Below are 16,609 nucleotides of genomic sequence, written 5' to 3'. Positions count from 1 at the left end.
GTTTACACGGAGAGTGGACCGGCGGAAACCGCCGGTCAATAGCCGGGAACGGATCAGGCGAAAGCGAGGCCAGTGTGACGTTCGCGCAAAACAGCGCTGATCTCATTGAGAATGGCCGGGTCGTCAATTGTGGCCGGCATCTTCCATTCTTGACCGTCGGCGATCTTCTGGATTGTAGAACGCAGGATCTTGCCGGAGCGCGTCTTCGGCAGACGTTTTACGGTCAGTGCCAGCCGGAAGGCTGCAACCGGACCGATGACGTCACGCACCATGCTGACGCATTCCTTCTCCACCTCCTGCGGATCGCGTTCGATGTTGGATTTCAGGACCAGAAAACCGCAGGGAACCTGCCCCTTCAGGGGATCGGAAATGCCCAGCACCGCGCATTCGGCAACGTCTGGGTGGCTCGAAAGCACCTCTTCCATCGCGCCCGTCGACAGGCGATGGCCGGCGACATTGATGATGTCATCTGTGCGGCTCATGATGTAGAGATAACCGTCCTCATCCATATAGCCCGCATCCGCGGTCTTATAGTAACCCGGAAACTCGTTCAGATAGGCCTTGCGGAAGCGCTCGTCCGCATTCCAGAGCGTCGGCAGGCAACCCGGCGGCAGCGGCAGCTTGATGAGAATATTGCCAAGCTGGCCGCGTTCGAGTTCATGGCCTTCATCATCAAGCACGCGGATGTCGTACCCCGGAAGACAGACGGCGGGAGAACCGTATCTGGTTTCCAGAAGACCGAGGCCGAGCGGATTGGCGACCATGGGCCAGCCGCTTTCCGTCTGCCACCAGTGATCAATCACCGGACGGCCCAGCAGGTTTTCGGCCCAGTGAATCGTATCCGGGTCGGCGCGTTCGCCCGCAAGATAAAGGGCGCGGAATTTTGAAAGGTCGTAGCGGCGCACGAAATTGCCGTCCGCATCGTCTTTCTTGATGGCGCGCAGCGCCGTCGGCGCGGTGAACATCACCTCGACGCCGTGCTCCGCGATGATGCGCCAATAGATGCCCGCGTCCGGCGTGCCGACCGGCTTGCCTTCGAACAGAATGCTGGTCGCGCCATGGATCAGCGGCGCATAGACAATGTAGGAATGGCCGACGACCCAACCCACATCGGACGCGGCCCACCATACCTGACCGGGTTCGACGCCGAAAACATGTTTCATGGACCAGGCAAGCGCCACCATATGTCCGCCATTGTCGCGCACGACGCCTTTCGGCTCGCCGGTCGTGCCGGAGGTGTAGAGCACGTAAAGCGGATCGGTCGCCTCTACCGGCGTACAAGGAACATGGCGACCGCGCGCTGCATCGACGGCCTCGCGATAGTCGATGTCGCGGCCTGCCACCGGTTCGTGGCGGTGCTGTTCGCGCTGCAGGATGATGCAATGATCAACCTTGTGATGCGCAAGTGAAATCGCCTTGTCGAGCATGGCCTGATAGGGCACCACGCGTGTCGGCTCGATGCCGCAGGACCCGGCGATGATCATCACCGGCTTGGCGTCGTCGATGCGGGTGGCAAGTTCGTTGGCGGCAAATCCGCCGAAAACCACCGAATGGACCGCACCGATGCGGGCCGAGGCCAGCATGGCGACGGCTGCTTCGGGGACCATCGGCATATAGATGAGAACGCGGTCGCCTTTTGTCACACCGTTGTCAAGCATGACGGCGGAGAGCGCTTCCACTTCTTCCAGCAATTCGCGATAGGTGAACTTCCGGACCTTGCCGGTCACCGGGCTTTCATAGATCAGCGCGACCTGCTCGCCGCGCCCCTTGGCGACATGGCGGTCAAGCGCATTATAACACGTATTGCACTCAGCACCCTTGAACCAGCGGCCATAGACGCCTTCGTCGCCCGCAAAAACCCGGTCCCATGGCTTGAACCAGTCGATTGCCTGCGCCGCTTCAGCCCAGAAGCGTTCAGGATCGGCCTGCCATGCGGCATAGGTTTCGGCATATTTCGAAGTCATGCTCTTCCTCCCAGAAGCACGCGCAGCGCCAGCGGCGGGCGCGTGATTAGTCTGATGACGAAAACGGAAGACGGCCTCCTTTTTCAGCCCATCGCCTCCGTGCGCTCATCCCCTCCATCTGCAGTTTACGCCTTCGCACGGTAACGCGTCCATGAAACTTAAGATGAAGAATGAAGCATGCGGGCAAATCGTCTGTCCCGATCCGTCTTGCTGCAGACGCCTCTCTGCGGCACAAGGAGGCAGAGAGGTGACCTGTGACAAAAATCCTGCCCGTGCTGCTCGTTCTTCTGATGGGCCTCCACATCATCAAACCGCTGGGACTGCCCGGCCTGAAGCGGCGCGGTGATTTCTGGAAAATCGCCGCCATCGCCATCCTGGTGATGGCGCTGGCGGTCGGCTACCACCTGCACAAGGGATGAAAGGCGGCTCAGGCCGCCTTTTCCAGTTCCTTTTTCCAGCCTCCGGTGGCGGCAAGGCCGTTCATCCTTGCGCGATGGGCAAAGGCGCGTTGCCCGGCCGCGATATTCTCGTCCCTGCCGCCCCAGGCTTCCAGTGCTGCCGCCTGCAATGCGCGGCCATAGGAGAAAGTCATTTTCCATGGCATGTCGAAGCCGGCATTCATCGCGGAAAGATGGGCCGTCGCTTCTTCGCCGGTCTGGCCTCCAGAGAGGAAGGCGATGCCGGGAACCGCTGCTGGAACCGTGTTGCGGAAACCGCGGACGGTCTTTTCCGCTACTTCCTCAACAGAAGCCTTGCGGGCGTTCTTGCCGTCAACTACCATGTTCGGCTTCAGGATTATGCCTTCCAGCCTGACGCGGGCATCATAGAGTTCGCTGAATACCGTCTTGAGGACCCACTCCGTTACGTCATAGCAGCGGTCGATGGTGTGATCGCCCGGTTTGCCATCCATCAGCACTTCCGGCTCGACGATGGGGACGATGTTCGCCTCCTGACAAAGCGCTGCATAGCGGGCGAGCGCCTGCGCATTCTGTTTCACCGCCCCCCATGTCGGCAGGCCATCGGAAATGGAAATCACAGCGCGCCATTTGGCGAAACGCGCACCCAGGCCATAATATTCCGCAAGCCGTTCGCGCAGGCCATCCAGTCCCTCGGTGATGGTTTCGCCCTCGAAACCCGCTAGCGGCTTCGCGCCCGCATCGACCTTGATGCCCGGAATCGCGCCAGCGTTGCGGATGATTTCAACAAGCGGTGTGCCATCCTTGGCTTTCTGCCTTATCGTTTCATCATAGAGAATGACGCCTGAAATATAATTCTTCATCGCATCGTCGGCGCGGAACAGCATTTCGCGATAGTCGCGGCGCGAGTCTTCGGTGGACTCGAGACGGATCGCGTCAAACCGCTTCTTGATGGTGCCCGAACTTTCGTCGGCAGCGAGAATGCCTTTTCCTGCCGTGACCAGTGCAATCGCAATATCTTCAAGACGATCAGTCATATGCATCCCTCCTTCTGTCAAGGCGATGAGGGAGTGTTGGTTAAAACTATGGCGAACGCAAGTCTTTGAAACGATTGAAATATTTTTCAAACGGTTTAGGTATTTCATACTTCCTGTCGCAGTTTTTTGCCGAAACTGGTTTTATATCCGGGGCCTGGACCCCATGTAAGAAACCAGTGAGGAAACCCCGCCTGTTTCCGGTCGATGAGATTTGAGGAGGAAATATGCGACGCGTCCTATTTAGCCTGCCTTTTGCGGTGGCTGCATCGATGGTTGTGCTGCCGGTGCTGAATGCTTCGGCGGAGAGCATCAACGCTGGCGGAAGGCAAGCTGCATCAAATGCCCCGTTTGCTGCAACTCCCGTTGCCGAATTCGACACGCCTTGGGCAATCGCCTTCCTGCCCGATGGCAGGCTTTTGCTGACGGAGAAAGGCGGCAAGGTTTTCATCGTCACGCAAACGGGTGACAAGACCGCCGTCGATGGTGTGCCGGAAGTGGCCTTTGGCGGCCAGAACGGACTGCTCGACATTGCGCCCGCGCCTGACTTCGAGAAGAGCAGGGCGGTCTATTTTTCCTATAATGAACCGGCGGAGGGTGGCAGCAGTGTGGTGTTGGTACGCGCTGTTCTGGATGAAAGTGACGGCAAGGCAGCGCTGAAGGACAGGACCACCATCTGGAAGCAGGATGCGGCGGCGCGCGGCGGACAGCCGGGCGGCATCATCGCCTTCGCGCCGGACGGCAAACATCTGTTCTTCTCCGTCGGCGATCGCATGTTGCCGGCAACGGCACAGGACGATGCAGCGCCGATGGGCAAAATTCTCCGCATGAATCTCGATGGTTCCGTTCCGAAGGATAATCCGCATGCCGATGCGGACGGTGTGCGGGCGCTGACATGGTCGACTGGCCATCGCAATCCCTACGGGCTCGCCTTCGGTCCCGATGGAAAACTCTGGGAACATGAGATGGGGCCGCGGGGCGGTGACGAGTTCAATCTCATCAAGCCGGGTCTCAATTACGGCTGGCCGCTGGTCTCCAACGGAGACAATTACAGCGGCAGGCCGATCCCGCGCCACAGCACGCGCCCCGAATTCGAGCCGCCATTGGTCTACTGGACGCCGGTTATCGCCCCGGCCGGACTTGCCTTTTATGACGGAGATATGTTCCCCGAATGGCGCGGTTCGGCACTCATCGGAGGGCTTTCGGTCATGTCGTTGGTGCGGGTCGTGATCGACAAGGACGGCAAGGCGGATGAAGCCGAGCGGTTTGAAATGGAAAACCGTATCCGCGACGTGGCTGTCGGGCCGGATGGCGCCATCTGGCTGATTGAGGATGATAATCCGGGGCGGCTGTTGAAACTGACGCCCAAAAAATAAGCCCGGCATCAACCGGGCTCATGTGGATATGATTTATTGCATTATTTCTTCAGCACATCGACGCCGGGAAGCGGTTTGCCTTCCATCCATTCAAGGAAGGCGCCGCCTGCGGTCGAGATATAGGTGAAGTCGTCGGCAACGCCTGCATGATTGAGGGCTGCGACCGTATCGCCGCCGCCGCCGACCGAAACCAGCTTGCCTGCCTTGGTGCGCGCTGCGACGTGCTTGGCGGTCTTGACCGTGGCGGCATCGAATGGACGCAGTTCGAAAGCACCGAGCGGGCCGTTCCAGACAAGGGTGGCGGCGTCATCGATAGCCGAGGCAATCAGGTCGGTCGAAAGCGCGCCTGCATCGAGAATCATGCCATCGCTCGGCACTGCATCGACGCCATAGGTCTGATTGGGCGTGTCGGCTGCAAAGTGCCAGCCCACAACGGCGTCGACCGGCAGGATGATCGCGCATTTGGTGGTTTCGGCCTTGGCCATGATTTCGCGGGCGGTCGAAGCGAGTTCGTGTTCGCAGAGCGACTTGCCGACATCGTATCCCTTGGCTGCAAGGAAGGTGTTGGCCATGCCGCCGCCGATGACGAGCGCATCGACCTTCTCGATCAGGTTTGACAGGAGGTCGAGCTTGGTCGAGACCTTTGCGCCGCCGACGATGGCGACAACCGGGCGGGCCGGATTTCCGAGACCCTTTTCCAGCGCTTCGAGTTCGGCCTGCATGGCGCGGCCAGCGAAAGCAGGCAGGACATGCGCCAGACCTTCGGTCGAGGCATGGGCGCGGTGGGCGGCGGAAAAGGCGTCGTTGACATAAAGATCGCCATTGGCGGCGAGCGCCTGCACGAATTCCGGATCGTTCTTTTCCTCACCCTTGTGGAAACGGGTGTTTTCCAGAAGCAGAACGTCGCCGTCCTTGAGCGCATCGACAGCGGCCTTGGCCTTGTCGCCAATGCAGTCCTCGGCAAAATGAACGCCGTGACCCAGAACCTTGGAGAGCGGCTTGACGACGTGCTTCAAAGAGTTCTCATCCGAAGCAACGCCCTTGGGACGACCGAAATGGGCGAGCAGGATGACCCTGGCGCCTTTCCGAGAAAGTTCGGCGATGGTCGGCACGATGCGCTCGATACGGGTCAGGTCGGTCACTTCGCCATTCGCCATCGGCACGTTGAGATCAACGCGGACCAGTACGCGCTTGGACTTGACGTCGGCATCGTCGAGAGTGCGGAAACTCATGGTCTTTCTCCCATAACTGTCTTTCGGGTGCCGGTGGAGCAGGGATCGCTCAGACAGGCAGGCGCCGGAAAAGGGTTGGATAGTCGGTAACAAGCCCGTCCTCGTCGACAGGCAATTCGGCGGTGAAGGTGCGGTCGGCTGCCTCGTAACGATAGCGCCGTCCTTCCTCGATACAAGTATAGCGCTGCTGGTCGCGCAACGGGCGGAAACTGTCAAACGGCACGTAAAGCATGTCGAGCTGAACGGTGCCGCTTTCCGGTGTCAGGCCAAGGCGGCGGATCGGCAGCGTGTTGGTGAAGGGTGTTCCCGCCAGATCGATATCGATGCAGCCGTCAAATTCGGGCAGTGCATCGCCAGCCATCGTTTTCCAGCGGCCCTCGCCGTCGGAAACAAGCTCCAGCCGGTGGCCGGACGTGGTTTCGATCAGGAAATGGAGGACATGCCAGGCGCTGTTGCAGTCGATGCTGTAGCGCACGCCGTAAGGGGCGCTGCCGCGATCGCCAATCACCACGCTTTCGGCATGGATCGTGCGGCCCGTGAGACCGAGATTGAGATGTTCGAGCCCTTCTCCTTCCAGCGGACGCCAGCGCGCAACGGTGGGGAGAAGGGCGCGAAACATGATCGGAAGCTTAGATCAGCTTGCCGAAGGCGACAGCGGTATCGCCCATGCGGCTGGAGAAGCCCCACTCATTGTCGTACCACGACAGGATGCGCACCATGGTGCCTTCCATGACCTTGGTCTGGTCCGTGTGGAAGACCGAGGAATGGGAGTCATGATTGAAGTCGTGCGAGACGAGCGGCTCGTCCGTGTAGCCGAGAATGCCCTTCAGGCGGCCATTGGCGGCGGCACGGATCGCATTGTTGACTTCATCGACAGTCGTTTCGCGCTTGGCGATGAAGGTCAGGTCCACGACCGAAACGTTAGGGGTCGGCACGCGGATGGCGACGCCGTCGAGCTTGCCCTTGAGCTCCGGCAGGACGAGGCCGACAGCCTTGGCTGCGCCCGTCGAGGTCGGGATCATGGAAAGAGCGGCTGCGCGGGCGCGGTAGAGATCCTTATGCATGGTGTCCAGCGTCGGCTGGTCGCCCGTATAGGAATGGATCGTGGTCATGAAGCCCTTTTCGATGCCGATGGCATCGTTGAGGACCTGAGCCACCGGCGCAAGGCAGTTGGTGGTGCACGAGGCGTTGGAAATGACCAGATGATCCTTGGTCAGCTTGTCGTGGTTGACGCCATAGACGACGGTCAGGTCGGCGCCATCGGCAGGAGCCGAAACGATGACGCGCTTGGCGCCTGCTTCTAGATGCATGGCGGCCTTGTCGCGCGAGGTGAAGATGCCGGTGCATTCCAGAGCGATATCGACGCCTTCTTCCTTCCACGGCAGTTCAGCCGGGTTGCGGACGGCGTGAACCTTGATCGGGCCATAGCCGACGTCGATGGTGTCGCCTGCAACCTTCACTTCCTTGGGGAAACGGCCATGAACGCTGTCATAGCGCAGGAGATGCGCATTGGTTTCGACTGGGCCGAGATCGTTGATGGCGACGACCTGGATATCGGTGCGGCCCGACTCGACGATGGCGCGGAGGATGTTACGACCGATGCGGCCAAAGCCGTTGATTGCGACGCGAACTGCCATTTTCTTTCATTCTCCCGATGTGCATAATTGCGGGTCAAAATAAAACGCCGACGTTTTGACAACGCCGGCGTTTTCCAAATCATGCGGCGTTGAGCTTCTTCTCCGCAGCTTCGGCGGCATGTTCTGCCGTGATGCCGAAATGCTTGTAGAGATCGTTGATCTCACCCGAAGCGCCGAAGCCCTTCATGCCGATGAAGATGCCGTTTTCGCCGATGAAGCGTTCCCAACCGAGCGAGATTGCTGCTTCGATGGCCACCTTCACCGGCGCGTCGCCGATGGTTGCCGTCTTGTAGGCGTCGCTCTGCTGTTCGAAAAGCTCGAAGCAGGGGACGGAAACGACGCGGGTCGCGATGCCCTTGCCTTCCAGAAGGTCGCGGGCCTTGAGCGCGATTTCCACTTCCGAGCCGGTTGCGAAGATCGTCACCTTGGCGTCCTTGCTTGCCGCAGCAAGCTCATAGGCGCCGTAGGCCGACAGGTTTTCGTCGCGATGCTCGGTGCGGACTGTCGGCAGGTTCTGGCGGGTGAGCGCCAGCGTCGACGGGGTCTTCTTCGATTGCAGGGCAATCTGCCAGCATTCGGCGGTTTCGACCGCGTCGGCGGGACGGAACACGTTGTGGTTCGGAATAGCGCGCAGCGCAGCCAGATGCTCGACCGGCTGGTGGGTCGGGCCGTCTTCGCCAAGACCAATGGAATCATGGGTCATGACATAGATGGTGCGGATGCCCATCAGCGACGAAAGACGCATGGCCGGGCGGCAATAATCCGAGAAGGTCAGGAAGGTGCCGCCGTAGGGGATGAGGCCGCCGTGCAGCGTCATGCCGTTCATGGCGGCAGCCATGCCGTGTTCGCGGATGCCGTAATGGACGTAGCGCTGGCCGTAATCTTCCGGCGTCACAGCCTTGGTCTGGCTCGTCTTGGTGTTGTTGGAGCCGGTGAGGTCGGCAGAGCCGCCGATGGTTTCCGGCACAACGCCATTGATGACTTCCAGCGCCATTTCCGAAGACTTGCGGGTCGCGACCTTCGGCTTGTCGGCGGAAAGCTTCTTCTTGTATTCGATGATGGTTGCATCGAAGTTCGCAGGCAGGTCGCCACGCATCCGGCGCTCGAATTCAGCGCGGGTCTCAGCGTCGGCCGCAGCAAGGCGCTTTTCCCATTCCTGGCGCTTCTTGGCCGCATTGAGGCCAGCCACACGCCATGCGTCCAGAACTTCAGCCGGAACGACAAACGGTTCTGCACTCCAGCCAAGGGCCTTGCGGGTGGCGGCAATTTCTTCCGCACCGAGCGGCGAGCCATGCACCTTGTTGGTGCCAGCCTTGTTCGGTGCGCCGAAGCCGATGGTCGTCTTGCAGGCGATGAGCGTCGGCTTGTCGGAAACCTTGGCGAGTTCAATGGCCTTGGCAATGGCGTCCTGGTCATGACCGTCGACAGCCATGGTGTTCCAGCCGGAAGCGGCGAAACGGGCTGGCTGGTCGGTGTTGTCGGAAAGCGTGACCGGGCCGTCGATCGAGATGTTGTTGTCGTCCCAGAACACGATCAGCTTGTTCAGCTTCAGGTGACCGGCAAGCGCGATTGCTTCCTGGCTGATGCCTTCCATGAGGCAGCCGTCACCGGCGATCACATAGGTATAGTGGTTGACGAGGCTGTCACCGAACTGCGCATTGAGGATGCGTTCGGAAAGCGCCATGCCGACTGCATTGGCAATGCCCTGGCCGAGCGGGCCGGTCGTCGTTTCGATACCGGCGGCGTGGCCATATTCGGGATGCCCTGCCGTGCGCGAACCGAGCTGACGGAAGTTCTTGATCTCGTCGATGGTGATGTCTTCGTAGCCCGAAAGATAGAGCAGCGAATAGAGCAGCATCGAGCCGTGGCCTGCGGAAAGCACGAAACGGTCGCGATCCGGCCAATGCGGGTTCTGCGGGTCGTGCGAGAGGAAACGGGTGTAAAGCGTCGTCGCTATATCGGCTGCGCCCATCGGCAGGCCGGGATGGCCCGAATTGGCTTTCTCGACCGCGTCCATGGAGAGGAAGCGGATTGCGTTTGCCATCTGGTTTTGTTTGTCGGAATTGGTCATGGTCTCAGCCGTCTTTCCTTGGGAGGGGTTAACGGGGTTGCGGCGATGCCTTTTGCCTGAGCACGATCCGTATCGAAAACGGCTTCATGCGTTTTAGGATCACGCTCCAGAAGGCATCGGGACACATAGCACCTGCACATAAGGAGTCAATAAACCGATGAGTTTTGGGTAATAAACTGTCCGCGACTAATCGATTGAGTAACGCTGGCAGCTTATATGCAATCACCGAAAAGCCGTTTTTGCACCGATAACGGTGTATGAACGCTCGTATATGCCCCTCATTTGTTGCTTATCGGGCAGTCGATTATTACAATCTTTTCAAAGATGCCCGTCCCGCAGGCGCGATTCGATGTCCCTGAATAGGGCTTGCGATTGGCATTGGAAAGGACATGGATGGCACCCGATACGACCCTCAGGCAAGTCTTGGAACGGCTCGAAAAGGCACTCAACGCGCTTGAACAGGCGGTTGACCTGCGGCTGGACAAGGAAGGCGATTTCGCCGAAGCCGAGGAAGAGGTGCAGCGCATGAATGCGGATCGCAGCCGTCTTGCCCAGGAACTCGATCAGTCCGAAGCGCGCGCCGAGCGGTTGGAAGCCGCCAACCGCGAGGTTTCGCGTCGTCTCGTGACCGCCATGGAGACAATCCGCGCCGTTCTGGACCGATAGGAGGCTACCATGGCGACCGTTACCGTTACCATCGATGGCAAAGCTTACCGTATGGCCTGCGACGAGGGGCAGGAGGAGCATCTGTCCGGGCTTGCCGACCGTTTCGACCAGTATGTGACCCATCTGAAATCGTCCTTCGGCGAAATCGGCGATCTGCGCCTGACCGTCATGGCGGGCATCATGGTGATGGATGAGCTGGCCGAGATGCAGAAGCGCATCACGGGGCTGGAGAACGAGGCCGAGACGCTGCGCCGCTCACGCGATGAGGCTTTGGGGCGCGCCGACAGCAACGATGCCGCGCTGACCGGCTTGCTGACGGAAGTGGCGTCCCGCATCGAGCAGGTGGCATCGCGCATTGCGCCGCGAAACAGCTAGGGTCAGGACCATGATCCTGCCCTGATCACCGTCCGGATTTTTCTGAAAAGATTTCCTGTCAAGCCAGCGCAAGCCACTGGCGTTCCCGTCCGGCAGATACTATATTGGTCGCTGGCGAACTGCGCTTCCCGACAGGTGTAACAGCATCCCCGGGGCCTTATTGATCTCTAAGGGAGCTGTCCCTGTGAAGGCTTGCGGGCTTTCGCATATGGCGCCCACCTACTTTGTAGGTTCCCGGGATCAATCACTACCATCGGTCGTCGTGGTCGCCGCTTTCTTCTCTCGATTTGCCGCAGCTCCTCTATGAGCTTGATCTGGCGGACAATTTGTTCGTAAACAGGCGCAGATTCCAACCATTTGCGCTTCTTGATGAAATCTCCCGAAACAGCATCGCCCGTAACATCGGAAAGACTGGCCGTCGCGATACCCGTCGCATTCGTCTACGGGCTTCTGCTTTACGTCATGATCTGGTCGCGCCATTACATGGACGCGATGCCGGTCATTGCCGGGCTGGCGCTGCTGCCGATGGCGGTGGCGAGCCTTGCTTCCTGCCTGTCCGATCCACGCGCGCAAAAGAGCCTGTGGCGGCATGTCCGCATGGGGTGGGCCATCATCGCTGGACTCGTCATCACCAGCATGGTCCTTTTCCATGAAGCCGGCATTTGCGTGGCCATGGCCGCTCCGTTTTTCATGGTGTTTTCGGCGCTCGGTTCGGCGGTGACCTTATGGAGCATCCGGCAGTTTCGCTCGCGGCGCTCGACCACGCTGGTCATCGCACTACCGCTGCTTGTGCTGCCTGCCGAACTGCAGATGACCTATGCTCCGCATGACAGCTCCGTCACGACAATCGTCGAGATCGCGGCCCCGCCGGAAGTCGTGTGGCGGCAGACGGTCGAGATTCGCAACGTGCGCCCGGATGAACTGTCGTGGACCTTCAGTCATGGCATATTGGGCGTGCCGCAGCCGGTCGATGCGCGGCTGGAAGGGGAGGGCGTCGGGGCTGTGCGGCAGCTCCGGTGGACACGTGGCGTCAATTTTCAGGAAATCGTCACGCGATGGGAAGAAGATCGGTTGCTGGCTTGGGACTTCCGCTTCGGCACCGGTTCCATTCCGCCGGAGGTGGAAGCGCATATCAAGGTCGACAGCACCTATCTGAAGCTCGCGCAAGGCAATTACAGTCTTGAACCGCTGGCGAACGGCCATACGCGCCTTACGCTGACGACCCAGTACCGGATCGCAACGCCGATCGATTTTTATTGCGACCTGTGGGGCAAACTGTTCCTGAATGACTTCCATGGCGTTGTCTTGAAGGTCATTCGCGATCGCTCCGAGAAGATCGCTCAAGGGGCGGTTGGAGTCACTTGACGGATTGTCGTATTGCGGTTCCACTGCATGACGGAACACGGCAGCAGGGAGTGGCTTGGAATGACGGCGGCGGAACGCGATCCCATTCAAAAGCAGGAACTCAGGCGCAGGGTTTTGGCGATTCGCGATGCGCTCGATCCACGTTATCACTACGAGGCTTCACTGGCTGCGGCAAAAAACGGTGAAGCCGCAATTGATGTTCCCGAGGGTACGTTGATCGCGGGCTATTGGCCGATCCGGTCCGAAATCGATCCGCGCCCGCTTTTGTCGGCGTTTCGCGCGAGGGGCGCACGGCTCTGCCTCCCCATCGTTCTGGACAAGGAAACGATTGCCTTTCGTGAATATCTGCCGGATGCCGAGCTGGTGCAGACCGGTTTCGGCACGATGGGGCCGGGAGACGATGCGCCGCTCGTCGATCCGGCGATCATGCTGATGCCGCTTGCCGGTTTCGACAGTCGCGGGCATCGGCTCGGCTATGGAGCCGGGCATTACGACCGCGCGCTGGCGCGTTTTGCCGAGCGCGGCTTGCAGCCGCTTCTGATCGGCATGGCCTTCGACTGTCAGGAAGTCGAGCATGTGCCCGATGAGCCGCATGATATCGCGCTCAACCAGATCTTGACTGAAAGCGGCTTGCGTTCGCTTGGCGCAGGTTTATAAGGCGGTTTCATGAGATTGCTTTTTCTTGGTGATATGGTGGGCCGGTCGGGCCGCACCGCAGTATATGAAAAACTGCCAGGGCTGATTTCCGATCTGAAGCTGGATTTCGTCATCGTCAACGGTGAGAACGCCGCGGGCGGATTCGGCATTACCGAAGAGATTTTCCACGACACCATTCGCGCCGGCGCCGATGTGGTGACGACCGGTAACCACGTCTGGGACCAGCGCGAGGCGCTGGATTTCTCCAGACGCGAGGACCGCTTTTTGCGTCCGGCAAATTTCCCGAAGGGGACTGCCGGAAAAGGCGAGGGGCTTTATATCGCCAAAAACGGCGCGCGCGTTCTGGTGTCGAATATCATGGGCCGCGTGTTCATGCATCCTGATCTCGACGATCCGTTCATCGCTGCCGAGAAAATTCTGGAAGCCTGCCCGCTCGGGGAGCAGGCCGATGCTGTCTTCTTCGACTTTCATGCCGAAGCAACGAGCGAAAAACAGTGTTTCGGCCACTTTGTCGATGGTCGCGCCAGCGCCGTTGTCGGCACGCATACGCATGTGCCGACCGCCGATTGCCAGATATTGCGCAATGGCACGGCCTATATGTCGGATGCGGGCATGTGCGGCGATTATGATTCATCGCTCGGCATGGACAAGGAAGAGCCGCTCAACCGTTTCCTGTCCAAAGTCCCGAAGGGCCGTTTCGAGGCGGCGAACGGTCCTGCTACCGTCTGCGGCGTCGGCATCGAGATTTCGGACCGTACCGGGCTTGCAGAAAAGGCCGCTCCCTTGCGCATCGGTCCTCATCTGGAAGAAACTGTTCCGGCGTTCTGGCGATAACGTCTTATTTTCAGTCGAAGCATGATGTTATCTGCTAGCGGGCGTCTATTTTAATCTGGCGGCTTTCTGCCCTTTGAACGGGCTTTTCGCGTTCCTATCTCCTTGCAACGAGTTTTTTTGCAAGGGGACGCCGCCTGATGGATTTTCTTACCGAGTATCTGGGATTTCTTTCGACCCCCGCGGGCTGGGCCGCGCTGGTCACGCTGGTGACGATGGAAGTCGTCCTCGGTATCGACAATCTGATCTTTATCTCGATCCTCACCAACAAGCTTCCCGCTTCGCAGCAGGCCCGTGCGCGGCGCATCGGTATCGGTGCGGCGCTTATTCTGCGCCTGGCGCTCCTTTTCACCATCTCGATCATCGTCCAGCTCAAGGACCCGATTTTCGAGGCGTTCGGTCACGGCTTCTCATGGCGTGACATCATCCTGATTGCCGGTGGCCTGTTTCTTGTCTGGAAGGCGACCAAGGAAATTCACCACACGGTCGATCCCCATGATGGCAAGGAAAATATCGGCGGCAAGGTGGCGCAGCTCACCATGGGCGCCGCCATCGTGCAGATCCTCATTCTCGATCTGGTTTTCTCGGTCGATTCGATCATCACCGCCGTCGGCATGACTGACGAGATCGCCATCATGGTCATTGCGGTGGTCGCGGCCGTCACCGTCATGCTGCTTGCGGCCGATCCGCTGTCGCGCTTCATCGCGGCCAACCCGACCATTGTCATGCTGGCGCTGGGCTTCCTGCTGATGATTGGCATGACGCTGATAGCCGATGGTTTCGGCTTCCATGTGCCGAAGGGCTATATCTACGCCGCCATGGGCTTTTCGGCGCTGGTCGAGGCGCTCAACATGCTGGCCCGGCGAAAGCGGAAGAACCAGCAGTAAGGTTTTATGGAAAGGCTACCCATCTCATGCCGGGCTGGGTGGCCTTGTTATTTTAACGCCGTGAAACTGATCCGTGGCAATTTTCGTGCAGAGGTCGGACCACTCGCAACCCTCGCAGGCTTTGCGCAACGTGCCTTTTGCAAAAGCACGGCGCAATGCGGCAAGCCGCTCCGCGTCAAGATCGAAAGCGTTCTGCGTGGAAAGCGTCTGGCCGAAAAGTTCGCCCACCGCCTCCATTGCAAGCTGGTCGCGTATCCGGACACTAGCGTCGTAGCAATGGCAATTGCCCTCGGCGCCCCCGCAGAGCAGGGGCGCACAGATGTCATCCGGGCCATCGACCAGAAGAATATCTTCTCCCCGGCTCAGCCGCCCGGCAATCGCATCGTAGTTTTCCACGAAAGCCGGGCTGTAGCCCTTGCCGACATAAGTCAGCATGCAAAGAAGATGATGGCCGCGCAGACGTATGGTCAACGGTTTGGTGCTGCCGCCTTGAGGATTGCTGCACCGAGGGCCGACTTGATGAGGCCGCCGATGAGGAAAGGCGCCACGCCGAGGGCGATAGCCTTTTCGAAGCCGATGATGCTCGAAAGCCAGACCGCACCCAGAGCGAGACAGATCACGTTGGCCATAAGGAACGAGACGAATGCGAGACCGACGCGGTTGCCGTTCCAGCCACGTTCTGCCAGATAGCCGGTGAGGGCGGCGATGATCGGGAAGGACACGAGATAGCCAGCGGTCGGGCCTGCGAAATGCGCGATGCCGCCCGCGCCGCCAGCCAGAACCGGCAGGCCCATCATGGCTTCGCCGAGCCACGCCAGAACCGTGGCCATGCCAAGGCGCCAGCCATAGAGCGCGCCGATCAGCGGAACGATCAGGGTCTGCAGCGTGATCGGGACCGGGATCATCGGAACTTCGATCTGCGACGAGACGGCGAGAACCAGCGTGCCCAATGCAACGGCTGCAAGGCGCATTGCCGGGGAACGGGCTTCCAGATTAAGCGGGCTGAAGGACGGGCGCGTTTGAGAAATAGTCGTCATGGCTTCCTCTAATTATAGATAAAATTGAGATTCGATCTATATATTTTTAAAGCTCCTGACGATAAACGCAAGAGGTGGAGAAAAAAAGCACTGCGCATTGCGGTGGACGTTGCGCGCAAGAGCTGTTCCCGGCGCATCAAATTGCGCGGTGCGGGAGGGCGCTTGAAGCAGGTTGGCAGGATGCGGCGGCGTCAGCCGACAATCGCGAACGAATCGCGCGTCTTGCCCGATGCTGTCTTGACCGGGCGGTGTCCGATCCATTGCACGTGCCGGGCGAGGATCGTGGCGGCGCTGTCGACATCGTTCTGGCGCAGCGCCTGCAATATGGCGCGGTGGTCGTGGTCGGTACGGGCTTCCCATTCCGAACGCCATGTGGCGAAAAGAAACCGTGCGCTCGCGGCATGAAGATCATCGATTGCGGCGAGCAGGCGCGGCATCTTGCACGGTTCGAGTATGAGCCGATGAAAGCGGCGATTGGCGTCTTCCCAGCTTCTGACATCGCGTGACTTGTCGCCTTCAAGCGTTGCCTGTTCGGCGGCGTCAAGCGTTGCCTGCGTGATGTGCGGTGCGGCATGGCGCAGCGCCAGAACCTCCAGCGCGGCCCGCATTTCCGCCACTTCCTTGATCTCACTGATATCGAAGGACGCGACCCGGACACCGCGGCGCGGTTCCGACACTGCGAGGCCCTGGGCCTCAAGCCTCCGGAACGCTTCGCGGACCGGCACATGGCTGGTCTCGAATTCTTCGGCGATGTGATCCTGTCGCAGTTTTGTGCCGGGCTCGATTTCGCCCGCGATAATGCGGTCGGCCAGGATGCGGCTGATGCGGGCTGCGATGGTTTCGCCGGGGATGTTGTGGGCAGACTGAATCATGAATTTATAGATAATCTTCTTTGCCTGCGGGGTCGAGCGATATTGCCTTTATTGACAGGGAATCGATGTTAGTGGCGCTTTTGCTGGACGAATGGGCCGCAATTCCTTATAACGCCGCCATTCTGCACGGAAAGCACTGTGGCCGGACATGCGGCCCTCTCTGCTTGATCTCTGTTTCATGCGTGACGC

At 59.7% G+C, this 16,609-nt stretch carries 17 protein-coding genes and 1 other RNA gene; 9 read left to right on the top strand and 9 right to left on the bottom strand.

Going from position 1 to position 16,609, the window contains the following annotated elements; translation table 11 throughout:
• Nucleotides 1-53: 53 nt before the first annotated feature.
• Nucleotides 54-1,964, bottom strand: coding sequence for a propionyl-CoA synthetase (locus tag F9K78_RS18090; RefSeq protein WP_121986141.1), 1,911 nt, complete (start codon nt 1,962-1,964; stop codon nt 54-56).
• A 254-nt stretch (nt 1,965-2,218) separates the two neighbouring features.
• Here F9K78_RS18090 and F9K78_RS21955 point away from each other — a divergent pair, with 254 nt between their 5' ends.
• On the top strand, nt 2,219-2,383 hold the full coding sequence (locus tag F9K78_RS21955) for a hypothetical protein (protein WP_162929811.1): 165 nt from the start codon (nt 2,219-2,221) through the stop codon (nt 2,381-2,383).
• 8 nt (nt 2,384-2,391) lie between these two features.
• Here the strand turns inward: F9K78_RS21955 and F9K78_RS18085 are convergent, their stop codons facing one another.
• Nucleotides 2,392-3,417 (bottom strand): class I fructose-bisphosphate aldolase, encoded by a 1,026-nt coding sequence (locus F9K78_RS18085; RefSeq protein WP_121986140.1) that lies wholly within the window; start codon nt 3,415-3,417, stop codon nt 2,392-2,394.
• A gap of 224 nt (nt 3,418-3,641) precedes the next feature.
• On the opposite strand from F9K78_RS18085, the gene F9K78_RS18080 reads away from it, so the two are divergent.
• Nucleotides 3,642-4,790, top strand: a complete 1,149-nt coding sequence (locus tag F9K78_RS18080; protein ID WP_121986139.1) for a PQQ-dependent sugar dehydrogenase — start codon at nt 3,642-3,644, stop codon at nt 4,788-4,790.
• A gap of 41 nt (nt 4,791-4,831) precedes the next feature.
• On the opposite strand, the gene F9K78_RS18075 is transcribed toward F9K78_RS18080, so the two are convergent.
• The 4 genes from F9K78_RS18075 to tkt form a co-directional block, all read right to left on the bottom strand.
• Nucleotides 4,832-6,022: a phosphoglycerate kinase gene (locus F9K78_RS18075; protein ID WP_121983343.1), complete on the bottom strand. Its 1,191-nt coding sequence runs from the start codon at nt 6,020-6,022 to the stop codon at nt 4,832-4,834.
• Nucleotides 6,023-6,071: 49 nt separating this feature from the next.
• Nucleotides 6,072-6,641 (bottom strand): putative glycolipid-binding domain-containing protein, encoded by a 570-nt coding sequence (locus F9K78_RS18070; RefSeq protein ID WP_121986138.1) that lies wholly within the window; start codon nt 6,639-6,641, stop codon nt 6,072-6,074.
• Between the two features lie 10 nt (nt 6,642-6,651).
• Nucleotides 6,652-7,659 (bottom strand): type I glyceraldehyde-3-phosphate dehydrogenase, encoded by a 1,008-nt coding sequence (gap, locus tag F9K78_RS18065; protein WP_021588015.1) that lies wholly within the window; start codon nt 7,657-7,659, stop codon nt 6,652-6,654.
• 79 nt (nt 7,660-7,738) lie between these two features.
• Nucleotides 7,739-9,730, bottom strand: a complete 1,992-nt coding sequence (tkt, locus tag F9K78_RS18060) for a transketolase (protein ID WP_121986137.1) — start codon at nt 9,728-9,730, stop codon at nt 7,739-7,741.
• Nucleotides 9,731-10,123: 393 nt separating this feature from the next.
• On the opposite strand from tkt, the gene F9K78_RS18055 reads away from it, so the two are divergent.
• The 7 genes from F9K78_RS18055 (at nt 10,124) to F9K78_RS18025 (ending at nt 14,511) form a co-directional block, all read left to right on the top strand.
• Nucleotides 10,124-10,396, top strand: coding sequence for a DUF4164 domain-containing protein (locus tag F9K78_RS18055; RefSeq protein ID WP_006473231.1), 273 nt, complete (start codon nt 10,124-10,126; stop codon nt 10,394-10,396).
• A 9-nt stretch (nt 10,397-10,405) separates the two neighbouring features.
• Entirely contained in the window at nt 10,406-10,771 is a 366-nt protein-coding gene (locus tag F9K78_RS18050) for a cell division protein ZapA (protein WP_121983340.1), read from the top strand.
• Nucleotides 10,772-10,884: 113 nt separating this feature from the next.
• Nucleotides 10,885-11,043: non-coding RNA, 6S RNA (gene ssrS / locus F9K78_RS18045), on the top strand.
• Nucleotides 11,044-11,140: 97 nt separating this feature from the next.
• Nucleotides 11,141-12,136 carry an SRPBCC family protein gene (locus tag F9K78_RS18040; RefSeq protein WP_121986136.1) on the top strand — a complete coding sequence of 332 codons (996 nt, stop codon included), beginning with the start codon at nt 11,141-11,143 and terminating at the stop codon, nt 12,134-12,136.
• A gap of 60 nt (nt 12,137-12,196) precedes the next feature.
• Nucleotides 12,197-12,793, top strand: coding sequence for a 5-formyltetrahydrofolate cyclo-ligase (locus F9K78_RS18035; RefSeq protein WP_121986135.1), 597 nt, complete (start codon nt 12,197-12,199; stop codon nt 12,791-12,793).
• A 9-nt stretch (nt 12,794-12,802) separates the two neighbouring features.
• The gene (locus tag F9K78_RS18030) at nt 12,803-13,627 is read left to right on the top strand and encodes a TIGR00282 family metallophosphoesterase (protein WP_121983337.1); all 825 of its coding nucleotides are present in this window, start codon (nt 12,803-12,805) and stop codon (nt 13,625-13,627) included.
• Between the two features lie 137 nt (nt 13,628-13,764).
• Nucleotides 13,765-14,511 carry a TerC family protein gene (locus tag F9K78_RS18025; protein ID WP_121986134.1) on the top strand — a complete coding sequence of 249 codons (747 nt, stop codon included), beginning with the start codon at nt 13,765-13,767 and terminating at the stop codon, nt 14,509-14,511.
• A 24-nt stretch (nt 14,512-14,535) separates the two neighbouring features.
• Here the strand turns inward: F9K78_RS18025 and F9K78_RS18020 are convergent, their stop codons facing one another.
• The 3 genes from F9K78_RS18020 to F9K78_RS18010 form a co-directional block, all read right to left on the bottom strand.
• Nucleotides 14,536-14,982, bottom strand: coding sequence for a DUF1284 domain-containing protein (locus F9K78_RS18020; protein ID WP_121986133.1), 447 nt, complete (start codon nt 14,980-14,982; stop codon nt 14,536-14,538).
• Nucleotides 14,979-15,548, bottom strand: a complete 570-nt coding sequence (locus tag F9K78_RS18015) for a biotin transporter BioY (RefSeq protein ID WP_122066795.1) — start codon at nt 15,546-15,548, stop codon at nt 14,979-14,981. Before F9K78_RS18015 ends, F9K78_RS18020 begins: the two co-directional genes overlap by 4 nt.
• 191 nt (nt 15,549-15,739) lie before the next feature.
• Nucleotides 15,740-16,420 carry a GntR family transcriptional regulator gene (locus tag F9K78_RS18010; protein ID WP_121983333.1) on the bottom strand — a complete coding sequence of 227 codons (681 nt, stop codon included), beginning with the start codon at nt 16,418-16,420 and terminating at the stop codon, nt 15,740-15,742.
• Nucleotides 16,421-16,609: the final 189 nt, after the last annotated feature.

It is taken from the genome of Brucella pseudintermedia, assembly GCF_008932435.1.
In the GTDB taxonomy this organism is placed as follows: Bacteria; Pseudomonadota; Alphaproteobacteria; order Rhizobiales; family Rhizobiaceae; genus Brucella; species Brucella pseudintermedia.
The sequence above is the reverse complement of the archived record's forward strand: the minus strand, read 5'-3'. Positions and strand labels throughout refer to the sequence as shown.